14 protein-coding genes and 1 riboswitch are annotated in these 18,004 nt (G+C 42.4%); of the genes, 5 read left to right on the forward strand and 9 right to left on the reverse strand.

The features are described from left to right. The first annotated feature begins 210 nt into the window (after nucleotides 1–210). The 3 genes from G7092_RS03500 to G7092_RS03510 all read left to right on the forward strand — a co-directional run bounded on the left by G7092_RS03500 (nucleotide 211) and on the right by G7092_RS03510 (nucleotide 5,062). Entirely contained in the window at nucleotides 211–2,229 is a 2,019-nt protein-coding gene (locus G7092_RS03500; protein ID WP_166086229.1) for a M13 family metallopeptidase, read from the forward strand. A 216-nt stretch (nucleotides 2,230–2,445) separates the two neighbouring features. After that, nucleotides 2,446–2,841: a hypothetical protein gene (locus G7092_RS03505; protein ID WP_166086231.1), complete on the forward strand. Its 396-nt coding sequence runs from the start codon at nucleotides 2,446–2,448 to the stop codon at nucleotides 2,839–2,841. A gap of 52 nt (nucleotides 2,842–2,893) precedes the next feature. Then, entirely contained in the window at nucleotides 2,894–5,062 is a 2,169-nt protein-coding gene (locus tag G7092_RS03510; RefSeq protein ID WP_166086233.1) for a TonB-dependent receptor, read from the forward strand. Between the two features lie 96 nt (nucleotides 5,063–5,158). Here the strand turns inward: G7092_RS03510 and G7092_RS03515 are convergent, their stop codons facing one another. The 8 genes from G7092_RS03515 to thiS all read right to left on the reverse strand — a co-directional run bounded on the left by G7092_RS03515 (nucleotide 5,159) and on the right by thiS (nucleotide 15,470). Next, complete coding sequence (locus G7092_RS03515) at nucleotides 5,159–8,557, reverse strand: DEAD/DEAH box helicase (RefSeq protein ID WP_235953769.1); 3,399 nt, start codon at nucleotides 8,555–8,557, stop codon at nucleotides 5,159–5,161. Nucleotides 8,558–8,808: 251 nt separating this feature from the next. Then, nucleotides 8,809–9,867, reverse strand: coding sequence for a HesA/MoeB/ThiF family protein (gene moeB / locus G7092_RS03520; RefSeq protein ID WP_166086235.1), 1,059 nt, complete (start codon nucleotides 9,865–9,867; stop codon nucleotides 8,809–8,811). Nucleotides 9,868–9,914: 47 nt separating this feature from the next. Continuing rightward, nucleotides 9,915–11,027, reverse strand: a complete 1,113-nt coding sequence (gene thiH, locus G7092_RS03525) for a 2-iminoacetate synthase ThiH (protein ID WP_166086237.1) — start codon at nucleotides 11,025–11,027, stop codon at nucleotides 9,915–9,917. Continuing rightward, entirely contained in the window at nucleotides 11,020–11,787 is a 768-nt protein-coding gene (locus tag G7092_RS03530) for a thiazole synthase (protein WP_166086239.1), read from the reverse strand. The genes thiH and G7092_RS03530 overlap by 8 nt, the downstream gene beginning before the upstream one ends. A gap of 12 nt (nucleotides 11,788–11,799) precedes the next feature. Beyond that, the gene (locus G7092_RS03535; protein ID WP_166086241.1) at nucleotides 11,800–12,444 is read right to left on the reverse strand and encodes a thiamine phosphate synthase; all 645 of its coding nucleotides are present in this window, start codon (nucleotides 12,442–12,444) and stop codon (nucleotides 11,800–11,802) included. Beyond that, on the reverse strand, nucleotides 12,441–13,091 hold the full coding sequence (locus G7092_RS03540; protein ID WP_166086243.1) for a thiamine phosphate synthase: 651 nt from the start codon (nucleotides 13,089–13,091) through the stop codon (nucleotides 12,441–12,443). The genes G7092_RS03535 and G7092_RS03540 overlap by 4 nt, the downstream gene beginning before the upstream one ends. A gap of 102 nt (nucleotides 13,092–13,193) precedes the next feature. Then, the gene (gene thiC / locus G7092_RS03545) at nucleotides 13,194–15,077 is read right to left on the reverse strand and encodes a phosphomethylpyrimidine synthase ThiC (protein ID WP_166086245.1); all 1,884 of its coding nucleotides are present in this window, start codon (nucleotides 15,075–15,077) and stop codon (nucleotides 13,194–13,196) included. 189 nt (nucleotides 15,078–15,266) lie between these two features. Then, complete coding sequence (thiS, locus tag G7092_RS03550; protein WP_166086248.1) at nucleotides 15,267–15,470, reverse strand: sulfur carrier protein ThiS; 204 nt, start codon at nucleotides 15,468–15,470, stop codon at nucleotides 15,267–15,269. Nucleotides 15,471–15,536: 66 nt separating this feature from the next. Then, nucleotides 15,537–15,630, reverse strand: a riboswitch (TPP riboswitch). 124 nt (nucleotides 15,631–15,754) lie between these two features. Between thiS and G7092_RS03555 the strand changes: the two genes are divergently transcribed. Further along, a complete protein-coding gene (locus G7092_RS03555; RefSeq protein WP_166086250.1) occupies nucleotides 15,755–16,273 on the forward strand; it encodes a DinB family protein in 519 nt (172 codons plus the stop codon). A gap of 68 nt (nucleotides 16,274–16,341) precedes the next feature. On the opposite strand, the gene G7092_RS03560 is transcribed toward G7092_RS03555, so the two are convergent. After that, nucleotides 16,342–17,004 carry a hypothetical protein gene (locus G7092_RS03560; RefSeq protein ID WP_166086252.1) on the reverse strand — a complete coding sequence of 221 codons (663 nt, stop codon included), beginning with the start codon at nucleotides 17,002–17,004 and terminating at the stop codon, nucleotides 16,342–16,344. A gap of 222 nt (nucleotides 17,005–17,226) precedes the next feature. Between G7092_RS03560 and G7092_RS03565 the strand changes: the two genes are divergently transcribed. Then, on the forward strand, nucleotides 17,227–17,688 hold the full coding sequence (locus G7092_RS03565; RefSeq protein WP_166086254.1) for a DUF4268 domain-containing protein: 462 nt from the start codon (nucleotides 17,227–17,229) through the stop codon (nucleotides 17,686–17,688). Nucleotides 17,689–18,004: the final 316 nt, after the last annotated feature.

Raw genomic sequence — 18,004 nt, forward strand, 5'->3', positions numbered from 1 at the left:
CCTATCAATTTATTATTAAAACATAAAAAGCTTCTTAAGGAATTAAGGGGCTTTTTATGTTCAGGGAAACTTTTTATTTAGCGCTTTTCGCCTTTCAAATGATCTGATTTTAGGAGAGGAGATACCTGTAATCGTATCAACAATATCTTCTCTTGGTCATTTTACTGCCGGGCAAAAAAATCAGTAACTTTAAAAAAAATCTAGCAGTTTATGAATAAAGTATTTTATCTGTGCGTTGCGTTAGTCGTTTTGAGCGCATGGAATTATCGGGATGGTCACAAAAGGAGTTTTGTTGATGTAGCCGGAATTGACTCCCTGACAAAACCCGGCGACAATTTCTTTCGCTATGTTAACGGGCGCTGGTATGACACCGCAAAAATTGCCAGCGATCAATCGGGCGTAGGTTCATATAGTTTCATGAACATCCCGCAAAAGCAACTGTTGCAAAACATCCTGGACAGTGTTTCGAAAACCAAAAATAATATGGGAAGTGTTGAACAGAAGGTAGGTGATTTTTATGCTTCAGGTATGGATATGGCTACCATTAACCAACGCGGATACCAACCCATTAAGCCAATACTTGCGCGTATTGACGTCATTAACAACATACCATCGCTGATCAAATTCGTAGCAGCGGAATTAAAAAGCGGGAACCGCTCGATCATTAGCTTTAATATTTATCCTGATAACAAAAACAGCAGCATCAACATTGCCCATGTTTCTCAAACTGGTATTGGCTTGCCTGAAAGGGATTATTATTTCAAAACAGATTCATCTACACTCCTCATTCAGCAAGCCTATAAAAAATACATCCGCACCTTATTTCAATTAACCGGTAGTGGTGTTGCCACAGCTACTAAGGATGCAGATGTTACTTACAGTATCGAAAAACAAAACGCGGCATCACATAAAACAAATATTGAACTAAGAGATGTAAACGCAAATTATCATAAAATAGCAGTTGCATCCATCAATAAAACACAAACTAATATAGGATGGGAATCATTGCTTGCCGACTTAGGTGCAACAACCGACTCTATTGATATGACCCAACCTGCTTATTATGATAAGTTAAATGAACAACTGAAATCAATATCTATACATGACTGGAAAATCTATTTAAAAGCAAGTACACTGGAAAACTACGCCGAAACGCTTAGTAAACCATTTGTGGATGCCTCATTTGAATTTAGTAAAGTATTATCGGGGCAAGCCAAACAAAAATCCCGCAGGCAGATCATGACCGAAAACGTTGACGGCTACTTAGGGCAGGCTTTAGGGCAATTGTATGTGAAACGATATTTTAATGAGGGCGCAAAAAAACGTGTACTTGCATTAGTAAACAATTTGCAAAAATCTTTCGAAAACAGGATCAACCATTTGGATTGGATGAGTGATAGCACCAAACAAAAAGCAAAAGAAAAATTATACGCCATTACCAAAAAATTGGGCTACCCTGATAAATGGCGCAATTACGATAAGGTGCAGATTAATAGAACCAAATACTTTGAAAATATCCTTTCGCTTAACCAAAACGATTATAATTTTGAATTGGCAAAATTGAACAAGCCGGTTGATAAAACAGAATGGGGTACAACACCATCTACGGTTACGGCTTACTATAATCCATCTTTTAATGAAGTTGTTTTCCCCGCCGGTATTTTGCAATTCCCTTATTTTGATTTTTCGGCAGATGATGCCATCAATTATGGAGGCATAGGGATGGTGATTGGCCACGAGATGACGCATGCCTTTGATGATCAGGGCGCACAATTTGATAAGGATGGTAACGTAAAAAACTGGTGGACAAAGGAAGATTATCAAAAGTTTAGGGAGAAAACAAAACAGTTAGCTGATTTATACGGCTCATTTACCGTTTTAGATACCGTTCATATAAAGGGAGCCCTGACATTGGGTGAAAACACCGCCGATAATGGGGGCATTGCTATTGCCTATGATGCATTTAAGATGACGGAACAGGGAAAAGGTTCTGTTAAAATTGACGGTTTTACCCCGGACCAGCGCTTCTTCCTTTCTATTGCCAGAATATGGCGGGTGAAAACAAGAGATGCATTTCTTCGCACCTACGTAAACACAAATCCGCACTCGCCGGCTATGTGGCGTGTAAATGGCCCTTTAATGAATTTTGCCCCCTTTTATAAGGCATTTAATGTACAGCCTGGTGATAAGAATTACAAACCAGAAAATCAAAGAGTAAAGATTTGGTAGTAAGCACCCAAGTGATTTTATTTACGATAAGCAACAAAACCTGATAATAGTCGGGTTTTGTTGTTTTATGTGGGGTGGATAGGAACTTATTAGAACACCTGGACGGGACTTTAGATGTTATAAAGGTATTCTCAAAAATTAAGAATAAAATTCCTGTCCAAACTTTGTACAGATTTTTGCAGTAGCTTTGGATAAGCTTTTTGTTTCTTTGCAGTAATGGCTAAAAAGATTGCAGTTTTTTGGATGATAGGGCAATTGCTTCTTGGCAGTATTGTTTTGCCATTAGGTGATTATTCCATGATTAAAGAATTGCCCCGTATATATCAGGCATATGAAAAGGTGGTGTCACCAGATGAAAAAGGTATACTGGACTTCATAGGTGATTATGTATTGAATGGTAAAGACATATTAGGCCATAACCAGCATGATCAGCCGTCTAAACCCGGCGCTTTACAATTTCAGGGTAGCCCATCCTTTGCTGTTACCGTACAACCATCTCTTACTTTGACCCAGCCCTTGCTGTTGGGCTTCGGCACAAAGCCATCCAGACACTATTTTTCTGCTGCGCTAAGCGATTACCATCCTTCATTATTCCGCCCACCTTTGGTATAAGCGTATCACCAATTTTATTATTCTAACTTTTTACGCTAAACGCTAATTTTTCATGCGCAAACTTTTTTTAGGGCTTGTGCTGCTGCTTTCTTTTTCAGCACATGCACAATATAATTTACGCCTGGTCGTGAAAGACGACGGGAGCAAATTGCCGTTGATAGGTGCAACGGCTTATATCACTGATCTAAAGCGAGGAAATGCTTCGGATTCCAGCGGCCATATCACGATCACAGGTATTCCGGCTGGTAAATATGAGGTTAAACTAAGTATGATCGGCTATTTGCCGGGGGATAAAACCCTTATACTACCGTCAAAATATGCTGATCAGCTTATCGAAGTTTACCTCGAACCGATGTCGGGTGAACTGGCCGAAGTAGTGGTGCAAACTAATCGCACCGGACAGAATCGAAGCGATATTCCAACCCGCATCGAAGCGTTGCCGTCGGAAGAACTGGACGAGAAAGGTACGATGCGGCCCGGCGATATCAAAATGTTACTGGGCGAGATCACCGGCGTGCATGTTCAAGCTACTTCCGCCGTTAGCGGGTTGGCCAATTTCCGTATCGAAGGGTTGGACAGCCGCTATACCCAATTGTTACAGGATGGCTTGCCCACTTATGACGGTTTTTCGGGTGGCCTGGGTTTAGTACAGGTATCACCGCTGAATTTGAAGCAGGTGGAAATCATTAAGGGTTCAGCCTCTACTTTATATGGGGGCGGTGCCATTGCAGGTTTGGTGAACCTAATCAGCAAAACGCCCGGTAAACATCCGGAACTAAGTTTTTTGCTCAATCAGAACTCAGCAAATGGTACCGATGCCAGCGGTTTTTATAGCCAGGAATGGAGCAAAATTGGTACAACAATCTTCAGTGCTTATAATTACAACGGTGCTTACGATCCGGGAAATACCGGTTTTTCAGCCATTCCTAAAACCAACCGTTTTTTACTCAACCCGAAGATCTTTTGGAAACCCAGCTGCAAAGATTCTTTATGGCTGGGTGTTAACGTCCTGCACGAAGATCGCCTTGGTGGTGACATGCAGGTAATCAGCGGTAACACCGATAGTCAGCACCAGTATTTCGAACACAACATCAGCGACCGTTTATCCTCGCAAGTTTCCTATACGCACAAGGTCGACAGTGCCAGTCGATTGAACTTTAAAGGTACGATTGGCTATTTCAACCGGAAGATAACTCAACCGCAGTTTGAGTTTAAGGGTGTACAGGTTTCATCTTATGCTGAAGCGAATTATTTGCGCAATAGTAAAACCACTAGTTGGGTGGCTGGCGCCGATATATGGACAGATCGATTGACACCAAAGGGTGGGAGTGCCGACCTGGGTTATAGACGTAATACGTATGGATTATTTATACAAAACACTTTTAAACCGGCTCAGTGGTTTGCAGTAGAAAGCGGACTTCGCTTAGATGGCAATTCGCCTTCACCCGCCTCGCCAGCGAATGGCTGGTTTTTATTACCGCGTATAAATATCTTATTTAAGATGAATGAACATTGGAGCAGCCGTTTAGGCGGTGGGCTGGGTTACAAAATGCCAGACATTTTTAATGATGATGCCGAAGAGCAGGGTTACCGCTACCTGCAACCGTTGAATATCGGCGCGACTAAAGCCGAACGCTCAGCCGGCGCTAATTGGGACTTCACCTATAAAGGTGCTGTGGGTGATGCGTTCTTACAGGTTAATGAATTATTGTTTCTGACCAAAGTAAACGACCCTTTGATCTTACAGAACAATGCGTTTGTCAATGCGCCTGGTTATCTGCTTAGTAAAGGAGCTGAAACGAATGTTAAACTACTGATTGATGAATTGGGTATTTATCTGGGTTATACTTATAATGATGTGCAGCGGAATTTTAATGGGATGAACAGCGCGCAGACATTGACACCGAAACAGCAATTGAATGCCGATCTTACCTATGAAGTCGAGCATCACTTCCGTGCCGGTTTAGAAGGATTTTATACCGGTGAACAATTATTGAGTGGGGGTACCTCCGGGCGTTCCTACTGGACATTTGGCGCATTGGTGCAGAAAATGTGGAAACATATAGATGTATTCATTAACGCCGAAAACCTGACCGATCAGCGCCAAGGTAAATGGGGAGCGTTATACACAGGAACTGTAACCAGCCCTATGTTTAAGGACGTGTATGCGCCATTGGAAGGGGTGGTAATCAATGGCGGTGTCAGGATAAAAATGTTTTGATGCAATTGAGCTTTAAAATGAAAAAGTTGAGTGGTTTGAAATACTACTCAGCTTTTTCTGTGTGCGGAAGAAGGGACTCGAACCCCCACAACTTCCCTAATCTGATAAAACATGCATAGGTGTCAACAAATCCAACAGATCTTGCCGGGATAGGGCTTTGAGAATGTTGGTATCTGTTTTAACCAGATCATGAACCAGGTCTTTTTTGTTTTCCTGTACCTTCATGATCTTTTCTTCTACAGTACCGGGACAGATTAACCTTATGGCTACCACTCTTTTGTTTTGCCCAATGCGATGGGCACGGTCAATAGCCTGGTTTTCGACTGCAGGATTCCACCAGGGATCAATGAGGTAGATATAATCGGCTTCCGTTAAATTAAGTCCAGTACCGCCTGCTTTGAGACTAATGAGAAATACCCGGCAGTTATGATCTTGCTGAAAGGATTGTACTACAGCTTCGCGGTTACGGGTTTTGCCGGTTAACTGCACAAAGGAGATCTTTCGGCTAAGGAGCTCTTTACTTACCAAATCAAGCATGCCTGTAAACTGCGAAAATACCAATATTTTATGTTCAGGCGATTTACTTTCAATCTGTTCAATCAGGGTATCAATCTTGGCCGATTCCTTGCCCGGCAGCCGGTCGCCGCTCAATAAAACAGGCGAATCGCAGATCTGGCGAAGTTTGGTAAGCCCCTTCAATACGTTCATCGGGTTTTTTTTAAGCTCTTCGTTGTTGATAGCTGATATATATTCCCTGAATTCCTTTTCGTAAGCATCGTAAATCCGTTTTTGTTCGGCACCCATTTCACAATGCAGTACCATTTCTGTTTTCTCTGGCAAATCGCCGGCAACCTGCTCCTTGGTTCTTCGCAGAATAAAAGGCTTTATCTTCTTTTGTAATTCTGAAGCACGGATGCTGCTTTTGAACTGATCGATTGGGGTGGGGTAGATATCCTTGAAATATTGTTTACCGCCCAGTAAACCCGGACAGGCAAAAGAAAGCTGACCATAAAGATCAAAGGTATTGTTTTCGATAGGTGTACCGGTTACCACCAGTTTATTGCGCGATTTTAACAGGCGCGCAGCCCTATATCTTTGCGATGATGGGTTTTTGATGTTTTGCGACTCATCGAGAATGACGTAGTTAAAATGATAATCTTTCAGGAAACGAACATCAGAGAGCATATTGCCGTAGCTTGTAAGGATAATTTCAAACCGGTCAAAATCATGTATTTCTTTTACCCTGTCGGCTCCGTAAAGGGTATGTAACCTGATAGAGGGCGCAAATTTTTGTATTTCCTGCTGCCAGTTAAAAATGAGGGAAGTTGGAACAACAATCAGATTGGTATTCTGACTAACTTTTTTACGCTGCGACAGGATAAAGGCAATCACCTGTATCGATTTTCCCAACCCCATGTCGTCGGCCAGGCAACCGCCAAAATTAAACTCATCCAGAAAGTTAAGCCAGTTTAATCCCTGATGCTGATAGGGGCGAAGGGCACCCAGTAGTTCGGCCGGTACATCAACAGGAGCAATCGTTTCAAAATTGGCAAACTTTTCACGATAGCTTCGCAAATCCTGTTTAACTTCTTCGGCTAAAACTTCTGCATCATAAAGCTCTTCGATAGCCGTGAAATTTATTTTAGGTGTATGTAAAGTATCATCGCTAACAACTTCGCCGGCATTAAAATAGCTTTCAAATTTAGCTATCCACTCTGCAGGAAGGATGCCCAGGGTACCATCATCAAGTTGTATAAACTTACTTTTGTTGCGGATGGCCTTATGCAAGGACTTTAAACTCGCCTTTTTCTGCCCGTATTTGGCCTGTATAATGGTATTGAACCAGTTCATACCACTCAATACCTTAATATCGATACTGATTTTATAAGGACTAAGCCGGTTACCTTCTATCTCGTTAAAACCCAGTATAGTAATGCGCTGCTGTTGCCACTGTTCAAAAACATCCAGAAACCAGTCCTCATTCAGGAAATGTTTTTTGTGCAGGTAAAAATAGTACAGGTCATCATCTGCCTGTTCTTCAAAATAAGGATGCTGTGTGATCAGGCTGGCTATAAAGGCCCTTTCTGCGGGTTCATTACGCTGTACCTGGAATTCTTTCCCTTTGGCATCGGTAGCATAGATATTTCTTTTGGTACGAACCTGTATTTCAGCTTCTCCGTACCGCATTACCGGGATGAGCATTACATGGCTCCCAAAGTCCGACAGGTAAATGATCTTTTCGGGATCCTGGTTAAAGCCCAATTGTTCCAACTGTTTTGGTGTTGCCTGTTGGATATGCTGGTACTTTACATCAATGGTATCCTCAAGTTTACCCAGCCATTGACTTTTGATCAAAGGGTATTTGGATTGATGTACGAGCAAATTACCGGGCCTTTGCTTTAAAAAACTCATCACATTTAAGGCCTGCAGGTTATCGGCCAGATATAGGGTATCACCGTTTAGCAGAAAATAGCTAAACATGATGCGTTGATCTTTTAGGGTATGGCGGTTGCCATCTATTTCCAGATCAAGCGTTAGTTCAAAAAAAGGTCCATCGGGTTTTACACGCATCTGCACCCCGGGCGGAAGTTGTGCTACTTTAACGGGTATAAGCGATGAGGCGCTTATCTTTTCGCCCTTTTCTGTATCCTGATAATAAAAAGGATAACCCATTGGGTTTTTGACAATGGCACGCAATGCGGCCAGATCGGTTTCGCTTTTTTTGCCGGTAAGGTTATTTTGAAATTTGCTGATACCGGTATAAAATTTCAGTTCCTCATGATCGGTAGTTTTCCAAACCAGGTCCATAGGTTCCAGGCGGTTCAGCGGGTTTTTTAATTTTCCTTCTTTGGTAAGGGCCGAAGCAAAAAGCTCTACATGCAGGTATTTATAATATTTATGCTCACGGATAACCACAAAAATGCTTTGTTCCTGATCCGCTGGAGATGACGCTGGTGGCTGCTCCGGAGCGGATGATACCATCGCGCGCAGGGTATTCAGGCTTTCTTTAGTTACCGGGAAAAGATCAGGGGAATGAGGGCTGATCACCAGTTTATTAAACAACAGTTCGATGCGGAAAAACTGATCGGGATCGGGCTCGTTTTCCAACCCATAAGGTATGGCCGCGTTTTTTAATTTTTGATGACGCAGCCGGGTATTAAAAAATACGGCAAACTCTTCCTTTTTTAGAATGGTTTGCAGTATTATGGCCTCATGCTCACATAATTTCCCAAGTTCACTGGCACAAGTACAGGTAAGTAATAATTGCTCAGTATCCTGTGAAACGGTAACCGTAGGAAAGGTGTCGTTTTTAGGATGATGGAAGGCCCCTTCGTTAACAGCTAAACTGATGGGTACAAGGTATTGACCGGCCTCTTCATCAGTGTAGAAACCGGCTGGATTATGCCGGGCAATATCCCGGCTGGTCATTGATTCCAGGTTGGCGTCTCTGAAAATAAAATGGTGGTTCCCGTGCTGTGTTTCTATCGTGCTCAATGCTTTGCCCCGGTATAATTATCGTGAGCGAATTTAGGATAAAAATAGATGTGCGAATGTGCAGATATGCAAATAATGCTAAAAAAAGTGGCAAAGCTTATTTGATTACACTAAATACTTGGCCCCGGGTGGGTTTACATGTAAACCCATTAAATGCTAATGTTTTTTATTTAAGTTATTGATTTTTAATTAAATATATAAATGTTGATCCTCGGAAGTATAAACCATGTAAACCCAAAATGTCTGCCTGTTCAAAGGTTATGTCTAATTCCATTTTTCAAGCTGTATTTTTCATTCTTTAAGTACGATGCTGTCCATTGCAGGGCTATTTTGCTTCTTTGGCCGGTTTGGCAAATGAATACCAGTTTTTTGTTGGCTGGTATATCATCGGCAAACTCTTGCAATTCGTACAGTGGGATATTTATGCCACCTATGTTGTATTCATCAAATTCATAGATTTCGCGTACGTCAATGATGCAGATCTCTTCAGGGTTTTGCGCGAGCCAGTTGTTTAAAGTTTCCATGCTGATTTCACGATCCGGAATTGCTGCCTGGTTAACGATCCCTGGGGCCGAAATTGCCTTCCCATGCTTAGTTATTTTATATATGCTGATACTATTATTATCCAGCGCGTTCATGCTGAATAGTTTGCCGGATAGGGTTTCACCTATACCGCAGATGATCTTAATAACTTCGTTAGCCATATAGGTGCCGATAATACCCGGAAGAACGCCGATAACGCCCGCTTCTTCGCAATTGGGTACTTCATTTTCCGGAGGGGGCTCCGGAAACAGATCGCGATAATTTGGGCCGTTCTGATAATTGAACACCGATACCTGTCCTTCAAACTTAAAAATAGAGCCAAATACCAATGGTTTATTTAAGGCCACACAAGTATCATTAACCAGGTAACGTGTGGTAAAGTTATCGGAGCCATCAACAATTATATTGTATCCGCCGATCAGCGTTACTGCATTGTCGGCAGTTAATCTTTCTTTGTAAGCGGTTAATTCAATAAAAGGGTTTAACCATTCCAGCTTTTGCTTAGCTGTTTCGGCTTTGGGTTTTCCAACATCGGCAATGGAGTACAGGATTTGCCGGTGCAGATTACTGATATCTACCACATCATCATCAACAATACCCACATAGCCAACACCGGCGGCTACCAGGTATTGCAAAACTGGACAACCTAAGCCTCCTGCACCAATCATCAGCACCCTGGCAGTTTTTAATTTTTCCTGTCCGGCCAACCCTAATTCGGGCAGTATGATCTGGCGGTTATATAGTTTTAGTTCTTCACGTTCCAACATTTTTTAAATTTTGAACCCTCTCCTTCAGGAGAGGGCAGGGTGAGGCTCTATGTTAAACAATTATCCCAATCCTTCCATACTGGTTCATAGCCCTGTTGTGAGATCACTTTAGCAATATCAGCCGGACTCCGTTCGTCCGAAATTTCAAACTGCTCCAATGATTCCGGTTCAACAGCATATCCACCTGGGTTGGTTTTTGACCCGGCGCTAATAGAGGTGATGCCCAGTTTAATGATGTTATTCCGGAAATGAGGTGATTCGCGGGTAGAGATGGATAGCTCTACTTCCTCGTTAAACAAACGGTAAGCACATATTAGCTGCACCAGCTCACGGTCGTTCATTTCAACCTTAGGTTCCAGACCACCACTGAAGGGACGCAGCCGGGGGAACGACAGGCTATATTTACTTTGCCAATATTTCTTTTCAAGGTAATGGAGGTGCAAGGCAGTAAAAAAGCAGTCTGTCCGCCAGTCCTCTAAACCTATCAATACCCCTAAACCCATTTTATGGATACCCGCCTGGCCAAGCCTGTCGGGGGTTTCGAGGCGATACTTGAAATTGGATTTTTTTCCTTTTGGATGATGTTTCTTGTAATCCTCCCGGTGATAGGTTTCCTGGTAAACCAGTACCGTGTTTAAACCATAGGGCGTCAACTGCGCATAATCTTCCAGATCCATAGGTTGCACCTCCATAGAGATGTGCGCAAAATGCGGACGGATAAGCTCCAGCACTTTTTTAAAATATTCCACATGAACCGTCACGTTGTCTTCACCGGTCACTAAAAGCACGTGTTCATAGCCCATGGCTTTGATTACCGCAACCTCCTGCATAATTTCCATGGGCGACAAGGTTTTGCGCCTCACCTTATTATCATAGCTAAAGCCACAATAGGTACAAATATTACTGCATTCGTTGGATAGGTAAAGCGGTACATACATCTGAATTACCTTACCAAAGCGTTTAAGGGTAAGCTGCTGACTAAGTTGTGCCATTTGCTCCAGATAAGGGGCAGCCGCAGGCGATACCAGCGCTTTAAAGTCTTCCAGGGTACGTTTGGTGGCTGATAACGCTTTTTCTACATCTGCACCGGTTTTGGCGTAGATACTGGCTTTTACCTCATCCCAGTTATAGGTTTCAAAAATATCGTTAAAGCTATGCATCTAAAAACGAGGTTAAGGGGCTGCTGGCAACAGCATGCGAAACAGGGGAGGCTAGTTTAGCTTCAAAAGCTATCCGGCCTGCTTCTACAGCAATTTTAAAGGCAGTGGCCATACGTATCGGATTGCCGGAAACAGCGATAGCGGTGTTTACCAATACAGCATCAGCTCCAATTTCAAGAGCCCGGGCGGCATCAGATGGTGAACCTATCCCTGCATCAATAATAACAGGCACATTGCTTTGTGCTATGATGATCTCTAAAAAATCAATGGTTTTTAATCCTTTGTTGCTGCCGATAGGCGAGCCGAGTGGCATTACTGCTGCTGTACCGGCATCCTCTAACCGCTTACACAAAACCGGGTCGGCATGGATGTAGGGGAGTACCACAAAACCTAGTTTGGCCAGTTCTTCCGTGGCTTTTAGGGTTTCGATAGGGTCGGGCATCAGGTATTTAGGATCGGGGTGGATTTCCAGTTTTATCCAGTTGGTTTCCAGGGCTTCGCGTGCCAGTTGCGCTGCAAAAATAGCTTCTTTAGCATTGCGCACACCTGAGGTGTTAGGCAGCAGGTTGATATGTGGATATTTTAAGCGGATCAGTAAGTCGTCCTGTTCATTGTTTCTCACATCAACGCGTTTCAGGGCTACGGTAACCAATTCTGATCCCGAAGCAACCAATGCCTCTTCCATTAATGCGGATGAACTGAATTTTCCCGTACCTGTAAACAGGCGGGAGCTGAAAGTTTTATCGGCTATTTTTAACATCTCTTTTAAATTTTAAGCTTCTTTCAAAGCATTCGTGTTTAATTGCTGATATATGAATTGAGTTATTTGTGCGGCATCGGTAGCATGAGTAATTGCTCCTGAAATGGCTACACCATATATCCCGGTTTGCATGATAGCCTGGATATCATCTGGTTCGATACCACCTATAGCGATAATGGGGATATTGATACCGGCTGATCTTACTTTCTCTAAAATCGCCTGGTAGCCCTCCAATCCTAAAATCGGACTTAGCTTTTGCTTAGTCCTGGTAAACCGGTAGGGGCCCAGGCCAATGTAATCTGCACCTTCTGTAACGCGTTGTTCAACGTGCTCAAAAGTATTGGCCGTTCCTCCGATGATCATTTGATTGCCCACTATTTGCCTTGCCTGGGCAATGGGCATATCTTGTAAGCCCAGGTGCAGTCCATAAGCACCGGCTTTCAGCGCAATTTCCGGATGGTCGTTCACAATCAGCTTCGCGCCAAATTCCTCGCATAAGGCCCGGGCTTCCAGTGCATATTCCAGGATCAGGTTTTCGGGCGCGTCTTTTACCCGGAGCTGGATCCATTTACATCCGGCGTTAAGTGCCGCCTTTATGGCTGTAAGATGTGTTCCATTTGTTGGTGGCTGCGATATATAATGAAGTTTATGAATCATGCTTGTTTTGTTAAAAGGTATTCCTGTAATTTCCTGAAGTTGGTGACCGCTTGTACGGAATCGTTCCATATCGTGCCCAAAACTGCCGCGCCATCAAATCCCATGAATTTTAATTTGTCCAAATTCGAGGGTTTCACACCGCCTAAAGCAATAATTGGTGTTGCGATGTTTGATGGTAACTGGAAATCATTGGGCAGCTGACTTTGATAACCCGCTTTGGATATACTATTAAATACAGGGCCGAAAAAAGTATAATCAAACAGAGGAGATGAACTGTTTGTAATATCCTGAGTAAGACTTACGAAGTTTTTAAAACTTCGTAAGTCTTTATCCGCATGTGTGGATGTGCTCAATACATAGCCTTCTTCTTTCTGAAGGATCAGTTTTTTCGGTTCTGTTGCCAATCTGTGTTTTTCGGTATAATGCAATCTCTTGGTATTAAAATCTACCGCAATATGATGCTGCTGATGTAAAGCGATATAAGGATAAAAAGTCTGATCAATCTGCCTTAGTAAATTGACCAGCTGCTTCTCATCCCAATCAGGTTTTCGCAAATGAAAACGTGTTAGGCCAGCATCAAACAGTTGGTTGATTATCCGCGCTTCATTTGTTACCGTATCCGGATGTGAAATAACTATCAGTTGCATATACCTTTATTCATTAGTGGTCGGTCAGTCTGAGCTTGTCGAAGACTCGTGTGTAGAGGCCTGCCCACCATGCTTCGATAGGTTCAGCATGACAGCTAGCTTTTACAAGTATATTTCGCTTCCTTTCTCAGCAAACTCCTTTGATTTTTGCTCCATGCCTTTTGCCAACACATCTGCTTCATCTACACCGTTTTCCTTGGCGTATTCCCGTACATCCTGCGTAATTTTCATCGAACAGAAGTTAGGGCCGCACATAGAGCAGAAGTGGGCGATCTTAGCGCCATCGGCAGGCAGGGTTTCATCATGAAACTCCCTGGCCGTATCCGGATCAAGCGATAGGTTAAACTGATCTTCCCATCTAAACTCAAAACGTGCCTTACTCAAAGCATTATCCCGGTATTGTGCACCGGGGTGCCCTTTAGCCAGATCGGCCGCATGGGCCGCTATTTTATAGGTGATCACGCCGTCTTTTACATCTTTTTTATTAGGCAATCCTAAATGCTCTTTTGGCGTAACATAACATAGCATGGCTGTACCAAACCAGCCGATCATGGCGGCGCCAATAGCCGAGGTAATATGATCGTAACCGGGAGCGATATCAGTAGTCAGCGGTCCTAAGGTATAGAATGGTGCCTCCCCGCAATGGGCCAGTTGCTTATCCATGTTTTCCTTGATCATGTGCATAGGGATGTGGCCCGGGCCTTCAATAATGGTTTGCACATCGTGTTTCCAGGCAATTTTGGTCAGTTCGCCCAAAGTTTCCAATTCTCCAAATTGCGCGGCATCATTAGCATCGGCAATACAGCCTGGTCTTAATCCATCGCCTAAGGAGAAAGCCACGTCATAGGCTTTCATGATCTGGCAAATCTCTTCAAAATGGGTATACAGGAAGTTTTCTTTGTGATGGGCCAGGCACCATTTGGCCATGATAGAACCTCCTCTTGATACAATACCGGTGATACGCTTGGCCGTGAGCGGTACATAGCGTAACAGTACACCCGCATGAATAGTGAAATAATCTACGCCTTGTTCTGCCTGCTCAATCAATGTATCCCGGAACAGCTCCCAGGTCAGGTCCTCCGCTTTACCGTTCACTTTTTCCAGGGCCTGGTAAATAGGTACGGTGCCGATAGGTACGGGCGAATTACGGATGATCCATTCGCGGGTTTCATGGATATTTTTCCCGGTTGAAAGATCCATGATGGTATCCGCTCCCCAGCGGCAGGCCCATACTGCTTTTTCAACTTCCTCTTCAATGCTGGAAGTAACAGCCGAGTTGCCGATGTTGGCATTGATCTTCACCAAAAAATTACGACCAATGATCATCGGCTCAATTTCGGGGTGATTGATGTTGGAAGGAATCACGGCACGACCGGCGGCAACTTCCGAACGTACAAACTCGGGAGTGATATATCCTTTTGGGGTATTTGCTCCAAAGCTATGGCCCTGGTGCTGATGGCTCATCACCTCGTATTGTCCGTTTAATTGCTCCTTTAACAAGTCGATACGTTGATTTTCACGAATAGCGATATACTCCATTTCGGGTGTAATAATGCCTTTTCTGGCATAATGCATCTGCGATACGTTCATACCTTCCTTTGCCCGCAAAGGTTTGCTTACATGAGCAAAGCGCAATTCGTCCAGGCTGCTATCGTTTAAACGCTGTTGCCCGTATTGGGAGGATATGCCTTCCAGTTGTTCCACATCTGCCCGGTTCAAGATCCACTGCTCACGTAAACGGGGTAGCCCTTTTTTAACATCAATAGTAGCGTTAGTATCAGTATACGGGCCGCTGGTATCATAAACAGTAACGGGCGCGTTGGGTTCTGTTTCGCCAAAGCGGCCGTGCAGTTTAGTATCGTTTAAACTGATCTCGCGCATGGCTACCTGGATGTCATGCAGCTCGCCTTTTACAAAAACTTTTCTGGAGGCCGGGAACGGATCGGTAGTTAATACCTTGCCGGTTGGAATTTTTTCTTGCTTCATCCTTATACAATTATTGAATTATTGATTTAGTGAATTAGTGATTGGAGCTAATTATTGAATTATCGATTTTTGAAGGGGAATCTATTTGCACTTAATAATTATTGATTTAGTGAATTAATGAATTAGTGACTTTTGTGAAGGGGCGATTTATCTGCACATCTTCATATTTGCATATCCGCACATCTAACATCATCCTCCTTGTGTTGCTTTGATGATGACGATTTGATCGTTGGGGCTGAGTATCTGATTATCCCAATTGGCTCTTGGAATAATGGCCTGGTTGATGGCTACGGCAATGCCTTTTGGCTGGGCATCGAATACAATAGCGAGCATTTGCTGCACATTGCATACATCGGTAACCTCGTAAGTTTGTTGATTGACGGTAATTTCCATTCTGTTTCTAAAATCTCGACTTTAGGAATGGCCCCGTTACATGGAGGAAAGAAAAAATAACCACATAGGGTTATCGTCACTTTTCCCTTCGGCAGTACTAACTGCATCAGGTTCAAAGGGTATTATCTCAGTCCATTAAAGGACACCCCTAAAGTTGCGGTAAACTTATAAAAAAATAGATAATTCAAAGAGATATTTATTTTTTTAATTTCTTTCATGGCTACTGACATAAGGCTGTCACTGGCCTGCAGTTACTTTGTTTTATAATCAAAACAAAAGAAACCATGGAAACAAATTCAATCCAACAACAAGTAGACAATTCAGCCGCTCAACTTATTTCGCCAGAAGCTTTATTAAACCACTGGCAAGGTCACCGCAAATTAACTCGGAAAGTTATTGAGGCTTTTCCGGAAGATAAATTATTCAATTATTCTGTAGGAGGGATGCGTTCATTTGGCGTAATGGCTATTGAAATTATGGATATAACTCATCACGGTATTGATGGTATCATCACCGGCAAGTGGAATACCCTGCTTGATCATTCTTCGGGAAAAATACAGGCACAACCTAAAGCCGAAATTTTAAAGCAATGGGATCAGATCACTGCGCAATTGAATGAGTACTGGCCACAAATTTCCATAGAGCGTTTTTTAGAAGTTGAACTGGCTTTTGGAGCTTATGAAAATAAAAATATTGGCACTATACTTTATGCTATTGATAACGAGATCCATCATCGTGCACAAGCTTATGTTTACCTGCGTACATTAGGTATTGAACCACCTGCGTTTTGGGACAGGTTTTAAGCCGAATTCTGTAAATCAAAAAGCAGCCTCTCAATCAGGCTGCTTTTTGATTGTTTTTTTGATAAACCCTATTTTGTATGCACAGGTGAATTTTCATTGTAAGCATGAACAATCAATTCGATATTATTAAAATTATAATCTTTATTCTTATCCAGTTGTGCCACTATCTCGGGCTTATCCTTTAAGTAAGCCTCCATTTGGTTTTTGAATTTACCTTTGTGATGGTCGACCAGTGTGTATTTATTTTCACTATCTCTTTTTACATAATAATAGATACGTTTTTTGGTGAAATAACCAGACATGTCACTTCCCTTGGTATTATCGGCTACTTCTGTAGCCACCGCAGCAACGTGGTGTACTTTGTCCATCCTTGATAGTGCTAACCCAATCATATAGAGTTTTACATTACCCGATTCCAGGAGCTCGGCGTAGGCTTTATCAATGTGCCTTTTTCGGAAGATAACAACATAATCTACCTGACTAATAGCTACGTATTCATGGCCACCCACCTCAAATTGCGGACATTTGGCCACATTTATTTTGAGCGTTTTATCGCCAAGCTGTTTTTTGAATAGAAAATTTTCGCAATCAGAACCGTCAAAAGAAATGAGGCCCTCAACCTTATGTTGAGTAGAGTCGATATAATAACCGGCAGTATATTTATCGGCCGCATAGGTGTTATCAAATGAAAAAATAATAAGCAACAAAACGAGGTAAATGGAGGTTTTCATAGATTTAGTATATTTAGTAAGACTATATTTATAGGTAATTGTGACAAGGTTACCATATGATTTTGTCTTTTTATTTTAATTGTAATAAATACCATAACGATAATTATTATAGTTTCATTACAATAGATATCGTAAAAAAATATAATCCAAAATTACTCATTCAAATACCGTTGCCGATATTTTCTATAATTTTGCAGGCTCAGTAAAATTATCAACAACACATTGTATTCAAAAGACGAGGCATCACAGATCAGACAAGCTTTTTGGACCGCATTTGGGCAGTATATAGCACCACAGCTATCGGCCGATGGCTTAAGAATTAATTGGATCAATTATAAAACCGGCATCAAGCACCTCAACTTTAAAATGCAGGCCGGTAATCGCCAGGCCTACATTGCTATCGAAATTTCACACCCCGACGCCGGCATGCAAGAACTAATGTTTGAGCAGTTCAAAGAGCTGAAAGCTGTACTTAACACGAATTTTAATGAAGAGTGGGATTGGGAACTGCATACCCGCGACGAAAATAATAAACTGGTAAGTCGTATTATCAAAACGTTGCCATCTGCAAGCATCTTTAATCGTAACGACTGGCCTGCACTTATTTCATTTTTTAAACCTCGTATCATAGCGCTAGATGAGTTCTGGAGTGTAGCTCAATATAGTTTCGAACTGTTTAAGTAAAACCAGATTTGCAAATGTGCGGATATGCAGATGTGCAAATAAAACCGGATGTGCAAATATGCGGATATGCAGATGTGCAAATGAAGGTAATGATTGATGATTTGATTTCTTGATCTGGTGCGTTTACGTATTCAATCTCATTAGCGCATCTAACCTCATCTGCACATCTGCATATCCGCACATTTGCACATCTTCTACATATCGTCTCAATTAATCGTCAATTTAACGCTTTTTGTGGTGGGGTATCTGTTTTAAGGCGGAAAATGCAAATATTTACGGCTCTATAATTCCATATTGTATAAACCATTTATAAAAA

The organism is Mucilaginibacter inviolabilis (assembly GCF_011089895.1).
Classification (GTDB): domain Bacteria; phylum Bacteroidota; class Bacteroidia; order Sphingobacteriales; family Sphingobacteriaceae; genus Mucilaginibacter; species Mucilaginibacter inviolabilis.

What these genes read in the sequence shown, in the direction of transcription:
- thiH (WP_166086237.1), bottom strand. Translation starts at nt 11,027, where the DNA reads ATGCATAGCTTTAACGATATTTTTGAAACCTATAACTGGGATGAGGTA.
- G7092_RS03555 (WP_166086250.1), top strand. Translation starts at nt 15,755, where the DNA reads ATGGAAACAAATTCAATCCAACAACAAGTAGACAATTCAGCCGCTCAA.
- G7092_RS03530 (WP_166086239.1), bottom strand. Translation starts at nt 11,787, where the DNA reads ATGTTAAAAATAGCCGATAAAACTTTCAGCTCCCGCCTGTTTACAGGT.
- G7092_RS03505 (WP_166086231.1), top strand. Translation starts at nt 2,446, where the DNA reads ATGGCTAAAAAGATTGCAGTTTTTTGGATGATAGGGCAATTGCTTCTT.
- moeB (WP_166086235.1), bottom strand. Translation starts at nt 9,867, where the DNA reads ATGTTGGAACGTGAAGAACTAAAACTATATAACCGCCAGATCATACTG.
- G7092_RS03535 (WP_166086241.1), bottom strand. Translation starts at nt 12,444, where the DNA reads ATGATTCATAAACTTCATTATATATCGCAGCCACCAACAAATGGAACA.
- thiS (WP_166086248.1), bottom strand. Translation starts at nt 15,470, where the DNA reads ATGGAAATTACCGTCAATCAACAAACTTACGAGGTTACCGATGTATGC.
- thiC (WP_166086245.1), bottom strand. Translation starts at nt 15,077, where the DNA reads ATGAAGCAAGAAAAAATTCCAACCGGCAAGGTATTAACTACCGATCCG.
- G7092_RS03560 (WP_166086252.1), bottom strand. Translation starts at nt 17,004, where the DNA reads ATGAAAACCTCCATTTACCTCGTTTTGTTGCTTATTATTTTTTCATTT.
- G7092_RS03540 (WP_166086243.1), bottom strand. Translation starts at nt 13,091, where the DNA reads ATGCAACTGATAGTTATTTCACATCCGGATACGGTAACAAATGAAGCG.
- G7092_RS03510 (WP_166086233.1), top strand. Translation starts at nt 2,894, where the DNA reads ATGCGCAAACTTTTTTTAGGGCTTGTGCTGCTGCTTTCTTTTTCAGCA.
- G7092_RS03500 (WP_166086229.1), top strand. Translation starts at nt 211, where the DNA reads ATGAATAAAGTATTTTATCTGTGCGTTGCGTTAGTCGTTTTGAGCGCA.